The following is a 21,557-nucleotide window of genomic DNA, read 5'->3' on the forward strand; positions in this document are numbered from 1 at the left end:
GCCCCCTTACCCTGGAGGGGCTATGACTGACACCCCGCAGCGCACCCGCCCCCTCCGCGTCCTCGCCGCCATGTCGGGCGGCGTGGACTCCGCCGTCGCCGCCGCCCGCGCGGCCGAGGCGGGCCACGACGTCACCGGCGTCCACCTCGCACTCTCCGCGAACCCCCAATCCTTCCGCACCGGCGCGCGGGGCTGTTGCACCATCGAGGACAGCCGCGACGCCCGCCGCGCCGCCGACGTCATCGGCATCCCGTTCTACGTCTGGGACCTCGCCGACCGCTTCCGCGAGGACGTCGTAGAGGACTTCGTCGCCGAGTACGAGGCGGGGCGCACCCCCAACCCGTGCCTGCGCTGCAACGAGAAGATCAAGTTCGCGGCGCTGCTGGACAAGGCCCTCGCGCTGGGCTTCGACGCGGTCTGCACCGGCCACTACGCGAAGATCGTGACGCTCCCCGACGGCTCCCGCGAGCTGCACCGGGCCTCCGACATGGCGAAGGACCAGTCGTACGTCCTCGGCGTCCTGGACGAGCAGCAGCTCGCGCACGCGCTCTTCCCGCTCGGCGACACCCTGACGACCAAGGACGAGATCCGCGCCGAGGCCGAGCGCCGGGGCCTCGCGGTCGCGAAGAAGCCCGACTCGCACGACATCTGCTTCATCGCCGACGGCGACACCCAGGGCTTCCTGGCCCGGCGGCTCGGCAAGGCCGAGGGCGACATCGTCGACGAGTCCGGTGCCAAGGTCGGCACCCACGAGGGCGCGTTCGGCTTCACCATCGGCCAGCGCAAGGGGCTGCGGATCGGCACCCCGGCGGCCGACGGCAAGCCGCGCTACGTCCTCGACATCTCGCCGGTCGACAACACGGTGACGGTCGGCCCGGCCGCCGCCCTGGACGTCAGCGCACTGACGGCGATCAGGCCCCGCTGGTGCGGCACCGCCCCCACCGGCCCGGCCCTCTACACCGCCCAGCTCCGCGCCCACGGCGGCGAGACCGAGGTCAGCGCCGAACTCGTCGACGGCGAGCTGCGCGTCACGTTCACCGAGCCGGTCCGGGGCGTCGCACCCGGCCAGGCGATCGTCCTGTACGACGACACGCGGGTCGTCGGGTCGGCGACCATCGCGTCGACCGTCCGGGCGGCGGACACGGCAGCCGTCAGCCAGTGACCTCGACGTCGTAGAAGCAGAGGTGGTCCTTGATCGCGGCGACGTCGGACTTGGGGTCGGGGTAGGCCCACACCAGGTCCGGCGCGTCCGGCAGGGACCAGTAGGAGGCGGTGCCCTTGAAGGGGCACACGGTGTGCGACTCGGAGGGCGTGAGGAGATCGAGCCGGACGTCCTCGGCGGGGATGTAGTACCGCACCGGGGAGCCGGTCTCACGCAGGACGAGGGGCCGATCGCTCTCGGCCAGTACGAGATCGCCGTGCACCACGCGCACGCGCTCGTCGCTCTTCTCGATGATGATCGTGTGTCCAGAAGCCATACAGGGATGACAGCGGCGGGGGCCGGGTTGTTCCCGCCTACCCTGACCTCATGCGAATCTGTGTCTTCCTCTCCGCCGCCGACCTGGACGAGCGCTACACCCGGCCGGCCCGGCACTTCGGGGAACTGATCGGCAAAGGCGGCCACACCCTCGTCTGGGGCGGCTCCGACACCGGTCTCATGAAGGTCGTCGCGGACGGCGTCCACGAAGCCGGCGGCAAGCTGCTGGGCGTCTCCGTCGAGTTCCTCGCGAACAAGGCCCGCCCCGGCGTCGACGAGATGGTGATCGCGTCCGACCTCGCGGAGCGCAAGCGGCTCCTGCTGGAGAAGGCCGACGCCGTGGTGATCATGGTCGGCGGAACCGGCACCCTGGACGAGGCCACCGAGATCCTGGAGCTGAAGAAGCACGGCCGCACGGACAAGCCGGTCGTCCTGCTGAACACCGCCGGTTTCTACGACGGCCTCGAGCAGCAGTTCCACCGCATGGAGGAGGAGGGCTTCCTGCCCCGCCCCCTGGCGGAGCTGATGCACTTCGCCGCCGAACCCGCCGACGCACTCACCTACCTGGAGGCGAACCGGCCCGTCGACTGATGCGAGCATGGCCCCCATGGCAACTCATGTGATCACCGGTGCCGGTTCCGGCATCGGCGCCGCCGTGGCCCGCCGACTGCACGCGCGCGGGGACGACCTCGTCCTGCACGCGCGCGACGCGGGCCGCGCGAAGGAACTGGCCGCCGGGTTCCCCGGTGCCCGCACCCTGGTGGGCGACCTGGCGGACCCGGACAAGCTCTCCTGGGCCTTCTCGCACCAGTCGCTCCCGGACCGGGTCGACTCGCTGCTGCACATCGCGGGCGTGGTCGACCTCGGCGAGATCGGCGAGCTGACCCCGAAGTCCTGGCGCCACCAGCTGAACGTCAACCTGGTCGCGCCGGCCGAGCTGACCCGCCACTTCCTGCCCCAACTGCGCGCCGCCCGCGGCCATGTGCTGTTCGTCAACTCGGGCGCCGGCCTCAACGCCGGCGCGGGCTGGTCGGCGTACGCGGCCTCCAAGCACGGCCTGAAGGCCCTCGCCGACGCCCTCCGCCAGGAGGAACATGGCAACGGCGTCCGGGTCACCTCGGTCTACCCCGGCCGTACGGCGAGCCCAATGCAGGCCAAGGTCCACCAGCAGGAGGGCAAGGACTACGAACCGGCGAAGTGGATCGACCCGGAATCGGTGGCGACCACGATCCTTACGGCTCTGGACCTCCCGAGGGACGCGGAGATCAACGACGTGACGGTTCGACCGGGTCAGGGATAGCGCTGTCAGGGGCGCGGGGAACTGCGCGACCAGCCCCCACGACCCGCACGTGACCAACCACCGTCGCACCCCCCGTCGGCACCGAACCTAGGCTTCCCACGTGAACGCAACCCCCTCCTTCGGACCCGCGACAGCCATCGGCTCCCTCCCCGGCACCGACCCCCGAGAGGCCGCCAAGACCGCGACCGGCAGCTTCGAGGACTTCCCCTTCCTCCCCGAACTGCCCGCCCGCGGCCCCGGCGCCGACATGATCGGCCGTACCGCCGGCCTGCTCGTCGAGCTGTACGCGCGCGTGGAACCCAGCGGCTGGCGGCTCGGCGACCGGCCGGGCCGGGACACCCGGCGTGCCGTCTCCTGGCTGGGGGAGGACCTGGACGCGCTGGAGGAGTTCACCCAGGACTACGAGGGACCGCTCAAGGTCCAGGCGGTCGGCCCCTGGACCCTCGCCGCGGCCCTGGAGCTCCGGAACGGCGAGGTGGTCCTCTCCGACCCCGGCGCCTGCCGGGACCTGGCCGCCTCCCTCGCCGAGGGCCTGCGCCTGCACCTCGCCGAGGTCCGCCGCCGGATCCCCGGCGCCCGGCTCGTCCTGCAACTCGACGAGCCGTCCCTGACCGCCGTGCTGCGCGGTCAGGTGAGGTCGGCCAGTGGCTACCGCACCCACCGGGCCGTGGACCGCCAGCTCGTCGAGTCGACGCTGCGGGACGTCATGGGCGTCCAGGCCGGCGGCCCGGTGGCCGTCCACTCCTGCGCCCCCGACGTCCCCTTCGCACTGCTGCGCCGCGCCGGGGCCGCCGCCGTCTCCTTCGACTTCTCGCTCCTCACCGAACGTGACGAGGACGCGATCGGCGAGGCCGTGGAGGGCGGTACCCAGCTGTTCGTCGGTGTCGTGCCGGGCACGGACACGGCATTGTCAGACCCTGCCGGTAGCGTCATGGGTGTCAGGACGCTGTGGCGCAGGCTGGGGCTGCAACCAGGGCTTCTCACGGAGGCCGTGACGGTCACCCCGTCGTGCGGGCTCGCGGGCGCTTCCCCCGCGTACGCCCGGCAGGCGCTCGCCCACTGCGTCCGGGCGGCGAGATCACTCGCGGACAACCCAGAGTAACGGGAGGAACACGGTGGCCGGCGACAAGCAGCAGGCGGAGACGGCGGTACCCGCCGAGGCACGGGAACAGCACGCGCGGACCGCCGAGCAGATCGAGGAGCACCGCTTCCGGTACTACGTGAAGGACGCTCCGGTCATCAGCGACGCGGAGTTCGACAAGCTCCTGAAGTCCCTTGAGGCACTGGAGGACCGGTACCCCGAGCTGCGCACCCCGGACTCGCCGACCCAGAAGGTCGCGGGGGCGTACGCGACGGAGTTCACGGCGGTCGAGCACCGCGAGCGGATGCTGTCGCTGGACAACACGTTCAACGACGAGGACCTCGCCGCCTGGGCCGAGCGGATCCACAAGGAACTGGGCGACCAGGAGTACCACTTCCTGTGCGAACTGAAGGTCGACGGCCTCGCCGTCAACCTCACCTACGAGCACGGCCGGCTCACCCGCGCGGCGACCCGCGGCGACGGCCGCACCGGCGAGGACATCACGCCCAACGTCCGTACGATCGCCGAGATCCCGGACCGGCTGCACGGCGACACGGTGCCGGACCTGGTCGAGATCCGCGGCGAGGTCTACTTCCCGATGGAGAAGTTCGCCGAGCTCAACGAGCGGCTGGTGGCGGCCGGTGACAAGCCGTTCGCCAACCCGCGCAACGCGGCGGCCGGTTCGCTGCGCCAGAAGGACCCGCGGGTCACCGCCTCCCGCCCGCTGCACATGGTCGTCCACGGCATCGGCGCCCTGGCGGGTTTCGAGGGCATGACCCGGCTCTCCCAGGCCTACGACCTGCTCAAGACCTGGGGTCTGCCCACCTCCCCGCACAACCGGGTGGTCGACGACCTGGACGGCGTACGGGAGTTCATCGCCTACTACGGCGAGAACCGGCACTCCGTGGAGCACGAGATCGACGGAGTGGTCGTCAAGCTCGACGAGATCCGCCTCCAGGGCCGGCTCGGCTCCACCGCGCGGGCGCCGCGCTGGGCGATCGCCTACAAGTACGCGCCGGAAGAGGTCAACACCAAGCTCGTCGACATCAAGGTCGGCGTCGGCCGCACCGGCCGGGTCACGCCGTACGCTCAGGTCGAGCCGGTCACGGTGGCGGGCAGCGAGGTGGAGTTCGCGACCCTGCACAACCAGGAGGTCGTCAAGGCCAAGGGTGTGCTGATCGGCGACACGGTGGTGCTGCGCAAGGCCGGTGACGTGATCCCGGAGATCCTCGGCCCGGTCGTCGACCTGCGGGACGGCAGCGAGCGGGAGTTCGTGATGCCGGCCGAGTGCCCGGAGTGCGGGACACCGCTGCGGGCCATGAAGGAGGGCGACATCGACCTCCGCTGCCCCAACGCCCGGGCCTGCCCCGCCCAGTTGCGAGAGCGCGTCTCCTATCTCGCGGGCCGCGAGTGCCTGGACATCGAGCACTTCGGCTCGGTGGCCGCGGCCGCCCTCACCCGGCCGCTGGAGCCGGCCGACCCGCCGCTGACCGACGAGGGCGACCTCTTCGACCTCACCGTCGAGAAGCTGCTGCCCATCAAGGCGTACGTCCTGGACCAGGACAGCGGGCTGCCCAAGCGCGACCCCAAGACGGGCGAGGAGAAGGTCGTCACGGTCTTCGCCAACCAGAAGGGCGAGCCCAAGAAGAACACCCTCGCCCTGCTCCAGAAGATCGAGGAGGCGAAGACCCGCCCGCTCGCCCGCTTCCTCAACGGCCTGTCCATCCGGCACGTCGGACCCGTCGCCGCGCAGGCGCTGGCCCGCGAGTTCCGCTCCATCGAGCGCATCGAGCAGGCCAGTGAGGAGGAGCTGTCGAACATCGACGGCGTCGGCGGCATCATCGCGACGGCGCTCAAGGAGTGGTTCGCCGAGGAGTGGCACCGCGAGATCATCCGAAAGTGGAAGAACGCTGGAGTCCCGCTGGAGGACGAGTCGACCGGCGAGGACGAGGGACCGCGCCCGCTGGAAGGGCTCACCGTCGTCGTGACCGGAACCCTGGAGCACTTCACCCGGGACGGCGCCAAGGACGCCCTGCAGAGCCGCGGAGCCAAGGTGACCGGCTCGGTATCGAAGAAGACGTCGTTCGTGGTCGTGGGTGACAACCCCGGATCGAAGTACGACAAGGCGATGCAGGTGAAGGTGCCGGTTCTGAACGAGGACGGATTTGTCGTCCTTTTGGAGCAGGGACCGGACGCGGCGGCCGAAGTCGCCCTTCCGACCGAGGAGTAGCGGTTGAAGGCCACCCGTTCGGCGCATACCAGATGCATACGGGTGGCCAGGGCGCAATCGGGCAACCGTAGACGACCGCTGCCCGTGGAAGCCTTCTGCGGCCTACTGTTGAGGCGTGCGCCTGCCGTGCCCAGCTGCGGTTGGGGCATTCCCGTGCTCCGGCAGGGCACGGACCGCATGGCGTGGGCACCGCCGGCTGTGAGAGGGACGGGAATGGAACCGACCGAGAGCGCCGCCCCGGAAGCGCGGCTGACGCCGCGCCGCCGGGCGAGCGTGTGGCGGGGGACTCGGTGGACGGTATGGGGCGACCGGCACGTCGGCATGCCGGGGTTGAGCGCCTCCGTGGACGCGCGCGACCCGCTGCCGCTGGCCGCCGTCGAGCCGCCCGACCTGCCCGGCCACGAGCACGAACGGCACCTGTCCTGGCCCGCGCTGCCCGCCGGAGTCGTCGCGGCCGCCGCGTTCGCCCTCGGCGCCGGCTTCTACCGCGCCTTCACCGACAACCACGCCCTCTTCCCGTCCGGCACGGTCGGCTGGTCGCTGGCCGTACTGACCGGCATCATCGTCGGCCACCTGGTGCTGCTCGGCCGCGCCCGCTGGTGGGGCGGCACCGGCTCCGGCGCCGCCCTCACCCTCGCCGTACTGCTGCTCTACGGCTGGGTGCCGGCCGGCATGGTCAGCCTGACCGTCGTCGTCCTGGTCGGGATAGCCAGGCGCCACCGCTGGCGGCAGGGCGTCCTGCACGGCGCGGTGGACATCCTCGGTATCGGTGCCGGCGCGCTGGTGCTCGGTGCGTTCGGGCGGGTGCCGACCGTCGAGTCGCCCTGGAACCCCGGCAGCTGGAGCGTCGCCACCGCCCCCGAGGTCGTCCTCGTCGCGGTGGCCTATCTCGCGGTCACCCGCGCCCTGCTCTGGTACCTGCACGCACCGCGCGGCGGCGGACTGCCCACCGTCGCCCGCACCGCCCTGATGCGCCAGGGCCTGGTCGCCGTCGCACTGCTCGGCATCGCCCCGCTGATCTGCGTGGTCGCCGTCGCCCAGCCGCTGCTGCTCCCGCTGTTCTCCATCCCGCTGGTCGCCCTCGACTCCACCCTGTGGATAGCCCGGGCCCGCGCGGAGGAGCAGCTGCGCGACCCGCTGACCGGACTGCCCAACCGGCAGTGGCTGCTTGAGCGGATCTGGACAGCCCTCGACGACGCCGAACGCATCGGCGCCCGCTCCGCACTGATGCTGATCGACCTCGACCGGTTCCGTTCGGTCAATGACACGCTCGGTCATCTCGCCGGTGACCGGCTGCTGCTGCAGATAGCCGACCGGCTGCGGGCCGCGCTGCCGCGCGGTGCGGAGGCGGCCCGGCTCGGCGGCGACGAGTTCGCGGTGTTACTGCCGGTCGCCGACTCCACGACGTCCGCGACCCGCGTCGCCCGCGGCCTGGTCTCGGCCCTCTCCTCCCCGCTCGACCTCGACGGACTCACCCTGGTCCTGGAGGCCAGCGCGGGCGTCGCTGTCTTCCCCGACCACGCGCTGGACGCGGAGGGGATGCTGCGCCGGGCGGACGTGGCGATGTACCAGGCGAAGCGGGACCGTACGGGCGTCGAGGTGTACGAGTCCAAGCGGGACTCCAACACCCCGGACCGGCTGGGGCTGCTGGGCGATCTGCGCCGCGCCCTGGACGCCCACGAGGTGCAGTTGCACTACCAGCCGAAGGTGCGCTTCGACGGGCAGGTGGCCGGTCTTGAGGCGCTGGTGCGGTGGGTGCACCCCGAGCGCGGCAAAGTACCGCCGGACGAGTTCATAGCGATCGCCGAGTCGTCGGGCCTGATGCCCCATCTGACGGAGTACGTCCTGGAGACCGCGCTCGGCCAGGTCGCCCGGTGGCGGGCACAGGGGCTGCGGGTGCCGGTGGCGGTGAACGTCTCGCCGCGTGACGTCCATACCCCCGGCTTCGCGGGCTCGGTGGCGGCGCGGCTGGCCCGGCACGGGGTCCCGGCGGGGGCGCTCCAGCTGGAGATAACCGAGCATGTGCTCCTGGAGGACCCGCAGCGGGCCGCCGACACCCTCGCCGGGCTGACCGGGCACGGCGTGAAGATGTCGCTGGACGACTTCGGCACGGGCTACTCCTCGTTGGTGCATCTGCGGCGGCTGCCGGTGAGCGAGCTGAAGATCGACCGGTCCTTCGTGGCCCGGCTGGCCGTGGACAACGAGGACGCGGAGATCGTGCGCTGCACGGTCGACCTCGCGCATTCGCTGGGGCTGCTGGTCGTCGCGGAGGGCGTGGAGGACGACGAGACGTGGGAGCGGCTGCGGGACCTCGGGTGTGACGCTGTGCAGGGGTGGCTGGTCGCCGCGGCGATGCCGCCGGAGGAGGCGACGGCGTGGCTGTTGGCGCGGGGGTCGCGGGGGTGGCAGCGTCCGCGGGCTGCGTTGCCGGCCGCCGAGTGATCTTCGCCGACGCGCCCGCCCCTTCACCGTTCGTGGAGAGGCCGGCGTCTGCCGTGGGGGTGGGGCGCCGTGGGCGGGTGCGGGGCGTCTGTGGTTGCTCGCGCAGTTCCCCGCGCCCCTTTGGGGCGCGGAACCTGCGGGGCGCGGAACCTGCGGGGCGCAGAAGGCCTACGGGGCGCTGAAATGGCCGATCAGCAGTGCCAGCCGCGTCTCGTGGGCGCTTTCCGGCAGGCGGCCGCTGCGCATCAGGGTCACCAGGCCGTGCAGGGCTGCCCAGAACGTCTCCGTCAGGAGGGCGGGGTCGTCGCCGGCCATGGCGATCGGCTCCACCGCCAGCAGCAGCTCCGCGAACGCGGCCTGCAGGGCCTCCGGAGCCTGAGGGGTCGCGAACGGAAGGTCCACCGTGTGCGTGAAGATCACGTCGTACAGCGCGGGGCGTCGGCGGGCGAACGACGTGTACGTCTCCGCCACCGCCGCCAGTGACTGCCTGGTGTCCTTCGCCGCCGTGCGCGCCGCCCGTAGTTCCGTCGCCATTTCCGCGCAGCCCTGGACCGCCACCGCCGCCATGATCGCGTCCTTGCCCTTGAAGTGGCTGTAGAGGACCGGCTGGCTGTACTCGATCTCGGCGGCCAGGCGGCGGGTCGTCACCGCGTCCCAGCCCTCCGCCTCCGCGAGTTCCCGTGCGGCCGTGACGATCAGCTGCTCCCGCTCTGCCCGCTCGCGCTCCCGGCGCGTCTGAATCGACATGCCAGGGATTCTAGCACCGCTAGCCAATCTGCCAACGCTCTGCTAGCTTCGCTTTCAGTCCTAGCACTGCTAGAAAGACACCAAGGGGGCCGTCATGACCATCACCGCCTACACGCTCGCCGTCGTACTCGACCTGTTCATCCTCTTCATCGGGGCCAGGTTCCTGCTCCAGCCCAAGGCGTCCGCCGTCGGCTACGGCGTCCCCGCCGACCCGAACGGCGACGCCTCCGCCTACCTCGCGATCAAGGGCCTCAGGGACGGCACCTTCGGCGTCATCGGCCTCGCCCTGCTCGCGTTCGCCGGCGCCCGTGCCGAGGCCTGGTTCATGCTCTGTGTGGCACTCGTGCCGCTCTTCGACACGGTGATAGTGCTGCGCCACGGCGGAGCGAAGGCGGTCGCGTACGGGATCCACTTCGCCACCGCGATCGTTGTGCTGATCAGTGCGGTGCTGCTGTTCCTCGTCTGATCGGCACGCGTGGACGACACGTCCATCAACAGGGGGTTCGGAAATGTCATTGTTCGTACCGAAGTTCGATGAGTCCGTGATCGTGCGGGAGGCCGACGCCGAGGTGGTCGGCGGTGATCCGACCCGGGTCCGGCTGCTCGCCGACAGCAGCGCCACCGGCGGCGCGCTCTCCACCGTGCGCGTCACGCTGGGGGAGGGCGCCGACGGCGCCGTGCCGCATCTGCACCGCAACTCGGCCGAGATGTTCTACCTGCTCGACGGCGCCGCCGACCTGCTCTCCGGCGACGACGTCGTCACCGCTGAACGCGGCGACCTGGTCGTCATCCCGCCCGGGGCGCCGCACGCCTTCGCCGCCGTCCCCGGCAGCACCGCGGACATCCTGATCGTCATCACGCCGGGCGTGGAGCGCTTCGAGTACTTCCGCCACCTCCAGCGCCTGCGGCTGGGCGAGGCCACCCTGGAGAGCCTCCTCGAGGTGCAGGAGCTGTACGACAACCACTACCTGAAGAGCGCGGCCTGGGAGCAGCGCCACTGAGCTGGTGAGCCGCCGAGGTTTCGGGGCCCGGGGAAACCGTTTCACGGTCACCGGGCCCCGCCCCATAGGATTGGCTCCAAACCACACACACTCACCCCAGAGGATCGCTGCATGCCTGGCATCACGCGCGAGGAGGTCGCCCACCTCGCCCGGCTGGCGCGTCTGGAGCTGAAGCCCGAAGAACTCGACCACTTCGCGGGACAGCTCGACGACATCATCGGCGCGGTCGCCCGCGTCAGCGAGGTCGCCGACCAAGACGTACCGCCGACCTCACACCCGCTGCCGCTGACGAACGTCATGCGCGCGGACGAGGTCCGTCCCTCGCTCACCCCCGCCCAGGCGCTCTCCGGCGCCCCGGCCCAGGAGCAGCAGCGTTTCAAGGTGCCGCAGATCCTGGGGGAGGACTAGACAGTCATGACGGACATCATCAGGCTCACCGCCGCCGAGACCGCCGCGAAGATCGCCTCCGGCGAGCTCACCGCGGTCCAGGTCACCGAGGCCCACCTGGCCCGGATCGAGGCCGTCGACGAGAAGGTGCACGCCTTCCTGCACGTCGACCGCGAGGGCGCCCTCGCCCAGGCGCGCGCCGTCGACGAGAAGAAGGCCAGGGGCGAGAAGCTCGGCCCGCTCGCCGGCGTCCCGCTCGCACTCAAGGACATCTTCACCACCGAGGGCGTTCCGACGACCGTCGGTTCGAAGATCCTGGAAGGCTGGATCCCGCCGTACGACGCCACCCTCACCAAGCGGCTGAAGGCCGCTGACGTGGTCATTCTCGGCAAGACCAACATGGACGAGTTCGCCATGGGGTCCTCCACCGAGAACAGCGCCTACGGGCCGACCGGCAACCCCTGGGACCTCACCAAGATCCCCGGCGGCTCCGGCGGCGGCTCCTCCGCCGCCCTCGCCTCCTTCCAGGCGCCGCTCGCCATCGGCACCGACACCGGCGGCTCCATCCGCCAGCCCGCCTCCGTCACCGGCACGGTCGGCGTGAAGCCGACGTACGGGGCGGTCTCGCGGTACGGCATGGTCGCGTTCTCCAGCTCGCTGGACCAGGGCGGCCCGTGTGCCCGTACGGTCCTGGACGCCGCCCTGCTCCACGAGGTCATCGCCGGGCACGACCCGATGGACTCCACCTCCATCGACGCGCCCGTCCCGCCGGTCGTCGAGGCCGCCCGCAACGGCAGCGTCGAGGGCATGCGCGTCGGTGTCGTCAAGCAGTTCCGCGGCGAGGGCTACCAGGCCGGCGTCATCCAGCGCTTCGACGAGTCCGTCGAGCTGCTGAAGGAACTGGGCGCCGAGATCGTCGAACTGGACTGCCCGTCCTTCGACCTGGCGCTCTCCGCGTACTACCTGATCGCGCCCTCCGAGTGCTCCTCCAACCTCGCCCGCTTCGACGGCCTGCGCTACGGCCTGCGGACCGGCGACGACGGCACGCACTCCGCCGAGGAGGTCACCTCCCTCACCCGTGAGGCGGGCTTCGGCCCCGAGGTGAAGCGCCGCATCATGCTCGGCACCTACGCGCTGAGCAGCGGGTACTACGACGCGTACTACGGCTCCGCGCAGAAGGTCCGCACGCTCATCACGCGCGACTTCGAGAAGGCCTTCGAGCAGGTCGACGTGATCGTGTCGCCCACGACCCCGACCACCGCCTTCGCGATCGGCGAGCGCGCCGACGACCCGATGGCGATGTACCTGGCCGACCTGTGCACCATCCCGACCAACCTGGCGGGCAACGCGGCCATGTCGCTGCCCTGCGGTCTCGCCCCGGAGGACAACCTCCCGGTGGGCCTGCAGATCATCGCGCCGGCGCTGAAGGACGACCGCCTTTACAAGGTCGGAGCCGCTGTCGAGGCCGCCTTCGTGGAAAGGTGGGGGCACCCGCTCCTTGAGGAGGCACCGTCGCTGTGAGCAACGCACTGTCCAAGGCCAAGGGCTTCAAGAAGTCGAAGTCCGGTACGTACCTGTCGATGGCCACCACCGTGTTCGGCGCGGTCGGTGTCGCCAAGCAGATCAAGAAGGCCCGCGCCGAGCACGACACGCTCCGGCTGGTCGATGCCACCGTGTCCGCCGTCGCGATCGTCACCGGTTTCGCCCTGCTGTACCGCGAGCTGAAGCGGCTGGGCGACGACGACGTCCTGCTGGGCTGAGAGGGAAGTTTCACCGTGACCACCACGACCGACCTGGTGTCGTACGAGGACGCGCTGGCGTCGTACGACCCCGTCATGGGCCTTGAGGTCCATGTCGAACTCGGCACCAAGACCAAGATGTTCTGCGGCTGTTCGACCGAGCTGGGCGCCGAGCCCAACTCGCAGACCTGCCCGACCTGCCTCGGCATGCCCGGCGCGCTCCCGGTCGTCAACGCGATCGGCATCGAGTCGGCCATCAAGATCGGTCTCGCGCTGAACTGCGAGATCGCCGAGTGGTGCCGCTTCGCCCGGAAGAACTACTTCTATCCGGACATGCCGAAGAACTTCCAGACCTCCCAGTACGACGAGCCGATCGCCTTCAACGGCTACCTCGACGTGCAGCTGGAGGACGGCGAGACCTTCCGCGTGCAGATCGAGCGCGCCCACATGGAGGAGGACACCGGCAAGTCCACCCATGTGGGCGGCGCGACGGGCCGTATCCACGGCGCCTCGCACTCGCTGCTCGACTACAACCGCGCGGGCATCCCGCTCATCGAGATCGTCACCAAGCCGATCGAGGGCGCCGGCGAGCGTGCTCCCGAGGTCGCGCGGGCGTACGTCCGTGAGCTGCGCGAGGTCATCAAGGCGCTCGGCGTCTCGGAAGCCCGTATGGAGATGGGCCAGATGCGCTGCGACGTGAACCTGTCGCTGCGCCCGAACGGCACCGAGAAGTTCGGCACCCGCTCCGAGACGAAGAACGTCAACTCGCTGCGGTCCGTGGAGCGTGCGGCCCGCTTCGAGATCATGCGGCACGCGGCCGTGCTGAACGGCGGCGGGACGATCATCCAGGAGACCCGGCACTTCCACGAGGACACCGGGTCGACGACCTCGGGCCGCGTGAAGGAAGAGGCCGAGGACTACCGGTACTTCCCGGAGCCCGACCTGGTCCCGGTCGCCCCGTCCCGCGCGTGGGTCGAGGAGATCCGCGCCGCGCTCCCGGAGATGCCGCTGGCCCGCCGCAACCGGCTGCTCACCGAGTGGGGCATCTCCGCGGTGGAGATGCAGGCGATCATCAACGCCGCCGCGCTGGACCTGATCGTCGCCACCATCGACGCCGGATCCGACGCGGCCTCCGCCCGCAAGTGGTGGATGGGCGAACTCGCGCGCAGCGCCAACGAGTCGGGCAAGGCGCTGGACGAGCTGGCGATCACCCCGGAGCAGGTCGCCCGGGTCACCGCGCTGGTCGACTCCGGTGACCTGAACGACAAGCTGGCCCGCCAGGTCATCGAGGGCGTCCTCGCGGGCGAGGGCACCCCGGAACAGGTCGTCGAGAAGCGCGGTCTGAAGGTCGTCTCCGACGACTCGGCGCTCGGTACGGCGGTCGACGAGGCCATCGCCGGCAACCCGGGCATCGCCGACAAGATCCGCGGCGGCAAGGTGGCCGCGGCAGGCGCCCTGGTCGGCGCGGTGATGAAGGCGACCCGCGGCCAGGCCGACGCGGCCCGCGTCAAGGAGCTGATCCTGGAGCGGCTGGGCGTCAGCGAGGGCTGAGCAGCAGCACGCGGTACGGCCCCGGAGGCATCGCCTCCGGGGCCGTACGGCTATGTGCGGCGCGCGACCACGCGGACGAATCCCAGGGCGCGGCCCTCGTCGGCGCGGAGCATCTCGGCGACCTGGCGGGCCATCGTGCGGTGGAACTCCTCCGGGCTCTCCTCGGCGACCACCTCGCACCACAGCAGCCAGTCCCGCCAGCCGTCCGGCTGCCAGTCGGCGGCCTCGACCTCGACCGCCCCGCTGCGGGTCCAGTGCCGGCGCCACCAGCCGGGCGAGTGGAAGCACCAGTAGCCGGGCTCCCACCAGGGCCTGAGGTGCTCCGGCGGCTCGACCCCGGCGGGCTCCTCCCGCAGCGCCGGGACGACCACACCGATCCGGCCGCCGGGCCGCAACAGGCGGACGACGGTGGGGAGATAGAGGTCGTCGGTGCCGAAGTACTGGTAGGCGTCGATGCTCACGATCGCGTCGAAGCCGCCCTCGGCGAAGGGCAGGTCATGCGCCTCGGCATGCACGGGCTGCACCCGGTCGGCGAACCCGGCCTCCGCGATGCGCCGGGCGTTGTCGTCGGCCTTGATCCAGAGGTCGGCGGCGGTGACCTGGGCATGGAACTCCCGGGCCAGGAAGACCGACGTCATCGCCCGGCCGCAGCCGAGGTCGAGCACGCGCGCGCAGGGGCGCAGGCCGTCCAGCCCGAGGGCGGGGGCCAGCCATTCCAGCAGCCACAGGGCGTGCGGGCCCATCTGGTTGTCGACCACCCAGCGGGGGTCGTAGGTGTTGCTGAGCGGGTAACGGGGGTGGGTCAGGCGGTCAGCGAGGCGGTCGCCCCCGGTCCTGGTGTCGGACATGGGTGAACGGGCTCCTTGTGATCTTCGTAGTGGAAGGCGATGCGTAGGAGCTCATTCGGACCTTCAAACAATGCACCCGCTTCGGTCGTCGGCGAGGGGCCGATCGAGGCTGACCAGCGGAAGCTAGCAGTTGTCGACATCGTTCGCAGCAGGTTTCCTCAGGTGCGGGCACTACGCTCGCCCGCCATGACCGGACACCCGGAATCCGACACCGAACCCGAGACGACCGAGGTGGAGGCCGCGGACGACGAGGTGGAGGCCGCGGACGACGAGGAGGATCCCTACGAGGACGCCCGTCGGGCCCGCTGGACCGCCACCGTGACCGGGGCCCTGCTGACCGTGATGGGCATGACCGCCTCCCTGATGAGACTGGGCGGCGGCGTGCCCGCGCTGGTGCCGACCGCCTATGCGGTGGGCTCCGCCGTGTGTGTGGGCGCGGGGGTGCTCGGGGCCCGGGGCCGTACCCGCAGAGCCCTCTGGCTGATGATCCTGGGGGTCATGGTCATGGCTCTCGGAGACCAGTTCGACTGACGTGCCCGCCCCGGATCGGCAACGAGCCGCCCGAGTGCCACGCCGCGCATGAGAGGCTCGACGCGCTGGTCGAAGACGTGGTGGAACTGGAGAAGCACGATGTACGCGATATCCCTGGGTGACGACGGCGCCGAACTGCGTCCGCTGGAGCCCTGGCATGCCGAGGAGTTCCTGGCCCACCTGGAACGCGGGCGGGAGTTCATCGGACAGTTCATCTCCTTCGGTTCCAGGGAGACGGACGTGCCCTCCGCGCGGGCGATGCTCCAGCGGTACGCCGACCTGCGCGCCGCCGACACCGGCTCCCTGCACGGACTGTGGCTCGAGGGCACGCTCGTCGGCGGGGTGCTCTTCCTGAACTTCGACGCGGAGCAGGGGAACTGCGAGGTCGGCTGCTGGCTGGAGCCGGCCGGCACCGGGCGCGGACTCGTCACGCGCGCGATGCGGGTACTGATCGACTTCGCGGTCGAGCGGCGCGGTATCCACCGGATCGAGTGGGTCGCCGCCTCGGGCAACGAGCCCAGCCTGAACGTGGCCCGGCGGCTGGGGATGACCCGCGATGGCGTACGCCGCCAGGCGCACCCCTATGGTGGCCTACGGCACGACCTGGAGGTGTGGTCGATCCTCGCCCCGGAATGGCGTGAAGCACGCGCGCGTGCCGTACAGAACGATCATTAAGACGCCTCTCAGACAGGATCCGTACGGTGCCGGACATGGGAACCAAGACAGCTGACGAGACCGGTGCCGAGACGGGCACCGAGGCCACGACCGACGAGGAGAAGGTGAGCGTCACCAAGAGCGCCGACGACGTGACGGAGTCCGGGACCGAGGCCGAGGCGGAGTCGGCGGCCGCCGGGACCGAGGCCGCCGACGGCACGGACGCCGACCTCGAGGCGGAGGACCTGGAGGACGACGCCGACCTTGCCGGGGACCTGGCCGAGGACGAGGCCGAGGGCCCGTCCGGGGTCGGCCAGGGCGCCGCCGCCGTCGTCTCCGTCGCCCTCGGCCTGGTCTCCCTCACCGGTGGCTGGATCGGTACGGTGGCCGCCGCCCGCGAGACCCTTGTCGGCCAGCTCCAGACCTCGTCGACCGCGAGCGTCGCCAAGCAGGTCAAGGAGGTCTACGGCGATGCCTGGCAGACCACCGCGCTGTGGGCCGGCGCGTTCGCGCTGGTGGCGCTGATCACCGGCGTCGTGGTGCTCGCCCGGCCCGCCTTCGGTGCCCCCGGAAGGCCGCAGGCGCCGTGGATCAAGTCGGTCGCCTGGGCGGGTGTCGCGCTCGGCGTCATCGGCCTGCTGCTGGCCGTCCTCAAGTACTCCGACGCGCTCCTCGGACTGCCTTCGACCAGCTGAGACAGCCCAGGTCGGAAGGGGCCTTAGGACGTCCGTAAGCACCTTATGGACGACCTGAGGCCCCTTATGCGTGTCCGCGGTCCGGCGGCCGTCCGAAGATGCGGAACTCTCCCGATGTGGCGCACCCCCCTGGGAGACGAAGGTGGAGGCATCGCGAGAAGCGAAGCCCAACCACCGTCTCTCACAAGGGAAACACCATGTTCGAGTTCGAACTCCACCAGGTCCGTGCCGCCGAACTGCACCGCCAGGCCGCCGACGCCCGCCTGGCCCGCGAGGCCGTCCGCTCCCGCCGGGCCGCCCGCCGCGAGCAGGCGGCCCGCCAGGCCGCCGTGCCGGAAGAGGTCCATACCGTCCGACGCGGCCGACGCGGGCTCGCGGGCACGGTGTGAACAGGGGGCCGGGCGGCACCGACCGCCGCCCGGCGGTCAAGGACACGGCGGTCGAGAGCACGGCGGTCAAGGACACGGCGGTCGAGAGCACGGGGACCGGTGGCCGTACGGGGGTCGGCCACCGGTCTGCGGGACAGTCGTCGGATCGCCCGCTGCCGGCCACGCCGGCGGGTCGTATGACAAGCGGACCGGGGTTGTGGAAAACCGCTGCCGTCCACTCCGAGCCGCATGCGATGCTCTGGCCCGTGGAAACCAGGTCCGTGAGTCCCGTGTTCGTAGGCCGCAGCGACGAGCTGGGGACGCTGAACGAGGCGCTGGCCCGTGCCGAGGCCGCCGAGCCGCAGGCGCTGCTGCTCGGCGGTGAGGCCGGGGTCGGCAAGACCCGGCTGGTCGAGGAGTTCGCCGCGGCCGCCTGCCGCCGGGGCGCGGTCGTCGCGCTCGGCGGCTGCGTGGAGATCGGCGCCGACGGGCTCCCGTTCGCCCCCTTCTCCACCGCGCTGCGCGCGCTGCGGGCCGCGCTGCCCGACGAACTGGCCGCGGCCGCCGCCGGGCAGGAGGACGAACTGGCCCGGCTGCTGCCGGAGTTCGGCGAGGCCTCGGCCGGCCGCCACGACGAGCAGGGCATGGCCCGCCTCTTCGAGCTCACCGCACGGCTGCTGGAACGGGTCGCCGCCGAGCGCACGGTGGTCGTCGCCCTGGAGGACCTGCACTGGGCCGACGCCTCCACCCGCCACCTCCTCTCCTATCTGCTGCGCACCCTGCGCACCGGCCGGCTCGTGGTCCTCGCCACCTACCGCTCCGACGACATCCACCGCCGCCACCCGATGCGCCCGCTCCTCGCCGAACTCGACCGGCTGCGCACCGTCCGCCGTATCGAACTGGCCCGGTTCAACCGGGAGGAGGTCGGCCGCCAGATGGCCGGCATCCTGGCCGCCGAACCCGACCCCGCTCAGGTGGACGAGATCTTCGAGCGTTCCGACGGCAACGCCTTCTTCGTCGAGGAACTCGCCGTCGCCTGGGCCGAGGGCTGCTGTACCGGGCTCACCGACTCCCTGCGCGACCTGCTGCTCGTGCGGGTCGAGGCGCTGTCCGAGAGCGCCCAGCGGGTCGCCCGGATCGTCGCCGAGGGCGGCTCCACCGTCGAGTACCGGCTCCTGGCCGCCGTCGCCCAGCTCGCCGAGGACGACCTCATCGAGGCGCTGCGGGCGGCCGTCGGCGCCAACATCCTCACCGCCACGCCCGGCGGCGACGGCTACCGCTTCCGGCACTCCCTGGTCCGCGAGGCCGTCGCCGACGACCTGCTCCCCGGCGAACGCTTCCGGATCAACCGGCGCTACGCCGAGGCCCTGGAGTCGGACCCAGGGCTGGTGCCGGCCGACGCGCGCGTGACCCGCCTGGCCAGCTACTGGTACCAGGCCCACGACCCGGCCAAGGCCCTGCCCGCCGTCCTCCAGGCCTCCGTCGTGGCCCGCCGCCGGCACGCCTACAGCGAGCAACTGCGGCTCCTGGAGCGGGCGATGGAGCTGTGGGACACGGCCCCCGAGGAGATCCGTGCGGCCCTGCGCCCCGTCGACTACACCGACGTCTACCCTCCCTGCGGCTGCGATCCGGCCACCACACCGCTGCGCTATCTCGACCTGATGGCGGAGGCGGCGGTCGCGGGCCGCTTCTGCGGGGAACGCGAACGTGCCCTGAAGATCACCAAGAGGGCGCTGCGGATGGTCGAGGACGAGGGGGACCCCCTGCGCGCGGCCTGGTTCTGGGTGCAGCGCTCCCGGCTGGTCCAGGACCTGGCCCGGGGCGACGGCTGGCAGGAGCTCGGCACCGCCCAGGACCTGGTGCGCGGTCTGCCGCCCTCGGAGGTGCACGCCGATGTGCTGGCCAACGTCGCCAACTGGTGCATGCTCCACGAACCCGGCCCCGAGGCCTTCGCCGCCGCCGAACGGGCCGTGGAGTACGCGCGGATGGTGGGCGCCCGGGAGATCGAGCTCAACGCCCGCATCACCCTGGGCTGCCTCATGGTCGACGCGGGTGATGTCGAGAACGGGATGGCGGAACTTCGCCGGGTCAAGGAGACCGCCCTCCGGGAGGGCGCGGCCAATGTCGCGGGCCGCGCCTATGTGAACCTGCCCTCCGAGCTGGACTCGGTCGGCCGCAGCGGGGAGGCGGTGCCCATCCTGCGGGAGGGCCTCGTCTTCGCCCGCAGGTACGGCCTGCTGGACTCCGAGGTGTGGATCTGGGGCAACCTCTCCGACTCGCTGTACGCGCTCGGCCAGTGGGACGAGGCCGCCGAAGCCGCGGCGGGCGCCCTCGGCTCCGCGGCCAGTGCCAAGCCCCGGGGCGCCGGCGCCCTGCGCCTCGCCAAAATCGCCCTCGCCCGTGGAGACGCCGCCGAGGCCGCCCGCCAACTCGCCATCGCCCACGAGCACTACGGCACCCACGACCCGATGCCCCAGGCGCTGCTGCCCGTCGCCCGGATCGCCGTCGGCGTCGCCGCCGAGGAGGGCCGGCTCCTCGACGCCCGCGCCGAGCTGGACCGCGCCCTGGACCGCGGCTTCCCGCCGGGCACCCAGCGCTACGGCTGGCCCCTGCTGCTGGCCGCCGCCGCTGCCGAGGCCGACGCCCGCGCCCTGCCCGCGGTGGCCGACGGCCGCGCCGAGTTCCTCGACCGGCTCACCGAGGCCGTGCGCAAACTCACCACCGGTGCGCCCCTCTGGCTGGCGTACGAACGCTGGACCCGGGCCGAACTGCACCGCGCCCGGGGCACCGACACCGCCGCGCTCTGGTCCGACGTGGTCACCGACTTCGAGCGCCTGGAGCGGCCCTACGACCTCGCCCGGGTCCGCCGTCGCCTCGCCCAGGTCCTGCTCGAAGAGGCGTCCGGCGACGACGGACGCGACCGTGCGACGGAACTGCTCCGGCTGGCCGGGGCGGTCGCCGGCCACCTGGGCGCCCGCCCGCTCGCCGAGGCCGTCGCCCTGCTGGCCCAGCGCGCCCGCCTCAGCCTCACCTCCGGCACCCCGCGACGGGCCCTGGACCCCGCCGAGAGTCTCGGCCTCACCAACCGGGAGCGGGACGTCCTGCGGCTGGTCTCGGCGGGCCGTACCAACCGCCAGATAGCCGAGGAGCTCTTCATCTCCCCGAAGACCGCCAGCGTCCACGTCTCCAACATCCTGGGCAAGCTCGGCGTCTCCGGGAGGGGAGAGGCCGCCGCGGTGGCCCACCGCCTGGAACTGTTCCCGCCGGAGCGCACCGACCGTACCGGCCACACCGACCGCCCGGCCACCGCCGGTCAGCGCACCTGAAGCTCCAGGATCCGGTCGTCACCCGACTTCGGCCGGCCACGCCCGTCGGTGTTGCTGGTCACCAGCCACACCTTGTCGCCGCCCGCCGCCACGACCGTACGCAGCCGGCCGTACTCACCCTTGAGGAAGGCCTGTGGTTCGGCGCCCGCGACGGTGCCCTTCAACGGGATGCGCCACAGCCGCTGGCCCTTGAGGCCGGCCATCCAGATCACCCCGTCGACATAGGCGATGCCGCTGGGGGAGGCGTCGTCGGTGTGCCACTGGGCGATCGGGTTCACGTACTTGGCGTCGGAGGACCGGCCCTCCGCGTTCGGCCAGCCGTAGTCGCCGCCGGGCTTGATGGCGTTCAGCTCGTCCCAGGTGTCCTGGCCGAACTCCGAGGCGAACAGCCGCTGGTGGTCGTCCCAGGCCAGGCCCTGCACATTGCGGTGACCGTAGGTGTAGACCGGGGAGCCGGGGAACGGGTTGCCGGGGGCCGGGTCGCCCTCCGGGGTGAGCCGCAGGATCTTGCCGCCGAGGGAGTCCTTGTCCTGGGCGAGACCCCGCTGCCCGCTCTCCCCGGTGCCGGCGTAGAGCATGCCGTCCGGGCCGAAGGCGATCCGGCCGCCGTTGTGGATGAACCCCTTGGGGATGCCCTTGAAGATCGTGTCGGGGGCGCCCAGTTGCTCCCCGGCCGGCTTGCTCTCGTCCCAGAGCATGCGCACGATGCGGTTGTCGGAGGCCGAGGTGAAGTACGCGTAGATCATGTGGTCCGAGGCGAAGTCGGGGGAGAGGGCGATGCCCAGCAGACCGCCCTCCCCGGCCGCGGACACCCCGGAGACGGTGCCCAGCTCGGTCTTCTTCCCGCTTTTCTCGTCGACCTTGCTGATCGTCCCGTCGTTACGGTCGGAGACGAGCAGCCCGGACCCGTCCGGCAGCGGCGCGAGCCCCCACGGCGACTTCAGCCCCTCGGCGACCGTGCGCACCACCCTGACCGACCCTTGCGCGGGCGCGGCCGACTCGCTCGCCCCGGCGGACGCGGAGGCGCTCGCGGACGTATCCCCGGCCCAAGGCGGCGCGGGCAGATCCCCACCCCCGCCGCCGGAGGAACACCCCGCCACCAGCAGGAGCCCGGCCGCAGTGAACACGGCGGTCACACCTCGACGTTGCACGATCACGGTCCCTCCGACCCGGCCGACGG

At 71.7% G+C, this 21,557-nt stretch carries 21 protein-coding genes; 17 read left to right on the forward strand and 4 right to left on the reverse strand.

Annotated features, from left to right (window positions below):
• Nucleotides 1–22 precede the first annotated feature (22 nt).
• On the forward strand, nt 23–1,162 hold the full coding sequence (gene mnmA, locus ACWGJB_RS47225; RefSeq protein ID WP_453386215.1) for a tRNA 2-thiouridine(34) synthase MnmA: 1,140 nt from the start codon (nt 23–25) through the stop codon (nt 1,160–1,162).
• Here the strand turns inward: mnmA and ACWGJB_RS47230 are convergent.
• On the reverse strand, nt 1,152–1,478 hold the full coding sequence (locus ACWGJB_RS47230; RefSeq protein WP_453386216.1) for a DUF427 domain-containing protein: 327 nt from the start codon (nt 1,476–1,478) through the stop codon (nt 1,152–1,154). The two genes, mnmA and ACWGJB_RS47230, sit on opposite strands and share 11 nt — an antisense overlap.
• 50 nt (nt 1,479–1,528) lie before the next feature.
• Between ACWGJB_RS47230 and ACWGJB_RS47235 the strand changes: the two genes are divergently transcribed.
• From ACWGJB_RS47235 to ACWGJB_RS47255, 5 genes are all read left to right on the forward strand, one after another.
• Nucleotides 1,529–2,068: an LOG family protein gene (locus ACWGJB_RS47235; protein WP_453386217.1), complete on the forward strand. Its 540-nt coding sequence runs from the start codon at nt 1,529–1,531 to the stop codon at nt 2,066–2,068.
• 16 nt (nt 2,069–2,084) lie between these two features.
• Nucleotides 2,085–2,777, forward strand: a complete 693-nt coding sequence (locus ACWGJB_RS47240) for an SDR family oxidoreductase (protein ID WP_453386218.1) — start codon at nt 2,085–2,087, stop codon at nt 2,775–2,777.
• Nucleotides 2,778–2,877: 100 nt separating this feature from the next.
• Entirely contained in the window at nt 2,878–3,879 is a 1,002-nt protein-coding gene (locus ACWGJB_RS47245; RefSeq protein WP_453386219.1) for a methionine synthase, read from the forward strand.
• A 13-nt stretch (nt 3,880–3,892) separates the two neighbouring features.
• Entirely contained in the window at nt 3,893–6,088 is a 2,196-nt protein-coding gene (gene ligA / locus ACWGJB_RS47250; protein ID WP_453386220.1) for an NAD-dependent DNA ligase LigA, read from the forward strand.
• A gap of 213 nt (nt 6,089–6,301) precedes the next feature.
• A complete protein-coding gene (locus ACWGJB_RS47255; protein ID WP_453386221.1) occupies nt 6,302–8,530 on the forward strand; it encodes a putative bifunctional diguanylate cyclase/phosphodiesterase in 2,229 nt (742 codons plus the stop codon).
• 168 nt (nt 8,531–8,698) lie between these two features.
• On the opposite strand, the gene ACWGJB_RS47260 is transcribed toward ACWGJB_RS47255, so the two are convergent.
• A complete protein-coding gene (locus ACWGJB_RS47260) occupies nt 8,699–9,277 on the reverse strand; it encodes a TetR/AcrR family transcriptional regulator (RefSeq protein WP_453386222.1) in 579 nt (192 codons plus the stop codon).
• 94 nt (nt 9,278–9,371) lie between these two features.
• Here ACWGJB_RS47260 and ACWGJB_RS47265 point away from each other — a divergent pair, with 94 nt between their 5' ends.
• From ACWGJB_RS47265 to gatB, 6 genes are all read left to right on the forward strand, one after another.
• Nucleotides 9,372–9,743 carry a DUF4267 domain-containing protein gene (locus ACWGJB_RS47265; RefSeq protein ID WP_453386223.1) on the forward strand — a complete coding sequence of 124 codons (372 nt, stop codon included), beginning with the start codon at nt 9,372–9,374 and terminating at the stop codon, nt 9,741–9,743.
• Between the two features lie 43 nt (nt 9,744–9,786).
• Entirely contained in the window at nt 9,787–10,278 is a 492-nt protein-coding gene (locus ACWGJB_RS47270) for a cupin domain-containing protein (protein WP_453386224.1), read from the forward strand.
• Between the two features lie 111 nt (nt 10,279–10,389).
• Nucleotides 10,390–10,686 (forward strand): Asp-tRNA(Asn)/Glu-tRNA(Gln) amidotransferase subunit GatC, encoded by a 297-nt coding sequence (gene gatC / locus ACWGJB_RS47275; protein WP_018544665.1) that lies wholly within the window; start codon nt 10,390–10,392, stop codon nt 10,684–10,686.
• Nucleotides 10,687–10,692: 6 nt separating this feature from the next.
• A complete protein-coding gene (gatA, locus tag ACWGJB_RS47280) occupies nt 10,693–12,186 on the forward strand; it encodes an Asp-tRNA(Asn)/Glu-tRNA(Gln) amidotransferase subunit GatA (RefSeq protein ID WP_453386225.1) in 1,494 nt (497 codons plus the stop codon).
• Nucleotides 12,183–12,425: a hypothetical protein gene (locus ACWGJB_RS47285; RefSeq protein ID WP_351323461.1), complete on the forward strand. Its 243-nt coding sequence runs from the start codon at nt 12,183–12,185 to the stop codon at nt 12,423–12,425. The genes gatA and ACWGJB_RS47285 overlap by 4 nt, the downstream gene beginning before the upstream one ends.
• A gap of 15 nt (nt 12,426–12,440) precedes the next feature.
• Nucleotides 12,441–13,955 carry an Asp-tRNA(Asn)/Glu-tRNA(Gln) amidotransferase subunit GatB gene (gatB, locus tag ACWGJB_RS47290; RefSeq protein WP_453386226.1) on the forward strand — a complete coding sequence of 505 codons (1,515 nt, stop codon included), beginning with the start codon at nt 12,441–12,443 and terminating at the stop codon, nt 13,953–13,955.
• Between the two features lie 50 nt (nt 13,956–14,005).
• Here the strand turns inward: gatB and ACWGJB_RS47295 are convergent, their stop codons facing one another.
• On the reverse strand, nt 14,006–14,803 hold the full coding sequence (locus ACWGJB_RS47295; RefSeq protein WP_453386227.1) for an SAM-dependent methyltransferase: 798 nt from the start codon (nt 14,801–14,803) through the stop codon (nt 14,006–14,008).
• 186 nt (nt 14,804–14,989) lie between these two features.
• Between ACWGJB_RS47295 and ACWGJB_RS47300 the strand changes: the two genes are divergently transcribed.
• From ACWGJB_RS47300 to ACWGJB_RS47320, 5 genes are all read left to right on the forward strand, one after another.
• The gene (locus tag ACWGJB_RS47300) at nt 14,990–15,334 is read left to right on the forward strand and encodes a hypothetical protein (protein ID WP_453386228.1); all 345 of its coding nucleotides are present in this window, start codon (nt 14,990–14,992) and stop codon (nt 15,332–15,334) included.
• A gap of 99 nt (nt 15,335–15,433) precedes the next feature.
• Nucleotides 15,434–16,009, forward strand: a complete 576-nt coding sequence (locus tag ACWGJB_RS47305; RefSeq protein WP_453386229.1) for a GNAT family N-acetyltransferase — start codon at nt 15,434–15,436, stop codon at nt 16,007–16,009.
• Nucleotides 16,010–16,044: 35 nt separating this feature from the next.
• Nucleotides 16,045–16,683, forward strand: coding sequence for a hypothetical protein (locus ACWGJB_RS47310; RefSeq protein WP_453386230.1), 639 nt, complete (start codon nt 16,045–16,047; stop codon nt 16,681–16,683).
• 197 nt (nt 16,684–16,880) lie between these two features.
• Nucleotides 16,881–17,072 (forward strand): hypothetical protein, encoded by a 192-nt coding sequence (locus ACWGJB_RS47315; protein WP_453386231.1) that lies wholly within the window; start codon nt 16,881–16,883, stop codon nt 17,070–17,072.
• A 233-nt stretch (nt 17,073–17,305) separates the two neighbouring features.
• Nucleotides 17,306–20,377, forward strand: a complete 3,072-nt coding sequence (locus ACWGJB_RS47320; RefSeq protein ID WP_453386232.1) for a helix-turn-helix transcriptional regulator — start codon at nt 17,306–17,308, stop codon at nt 20,375–20,377.
• Here the strand turns inward: ACWGJB_RS47320 and ACWGJB_RS47325 are convergent.
• Nucleotides 20,365–21,513: a PQQ-dependent sugar dehydrogenase gene (locus tag ACWGJB_RS47325; protein WP_453386233.1), complete on the reverse strand. Its 1,149-nt coding sequence runs from the start codon at nt 21,511–21,513 to the stop codon at nt 20,365–20,367. The genes ACWGJB_RS47320 and ACWGJB_RS47325 overlap by 13 nt on opposite strands.
• Nucleotides 21,514–21,557 lie beyond the last annotated feature (44 nt).

This window comes from Streptomyces sp. NPDC054813 (assembly GCF_053611365.1).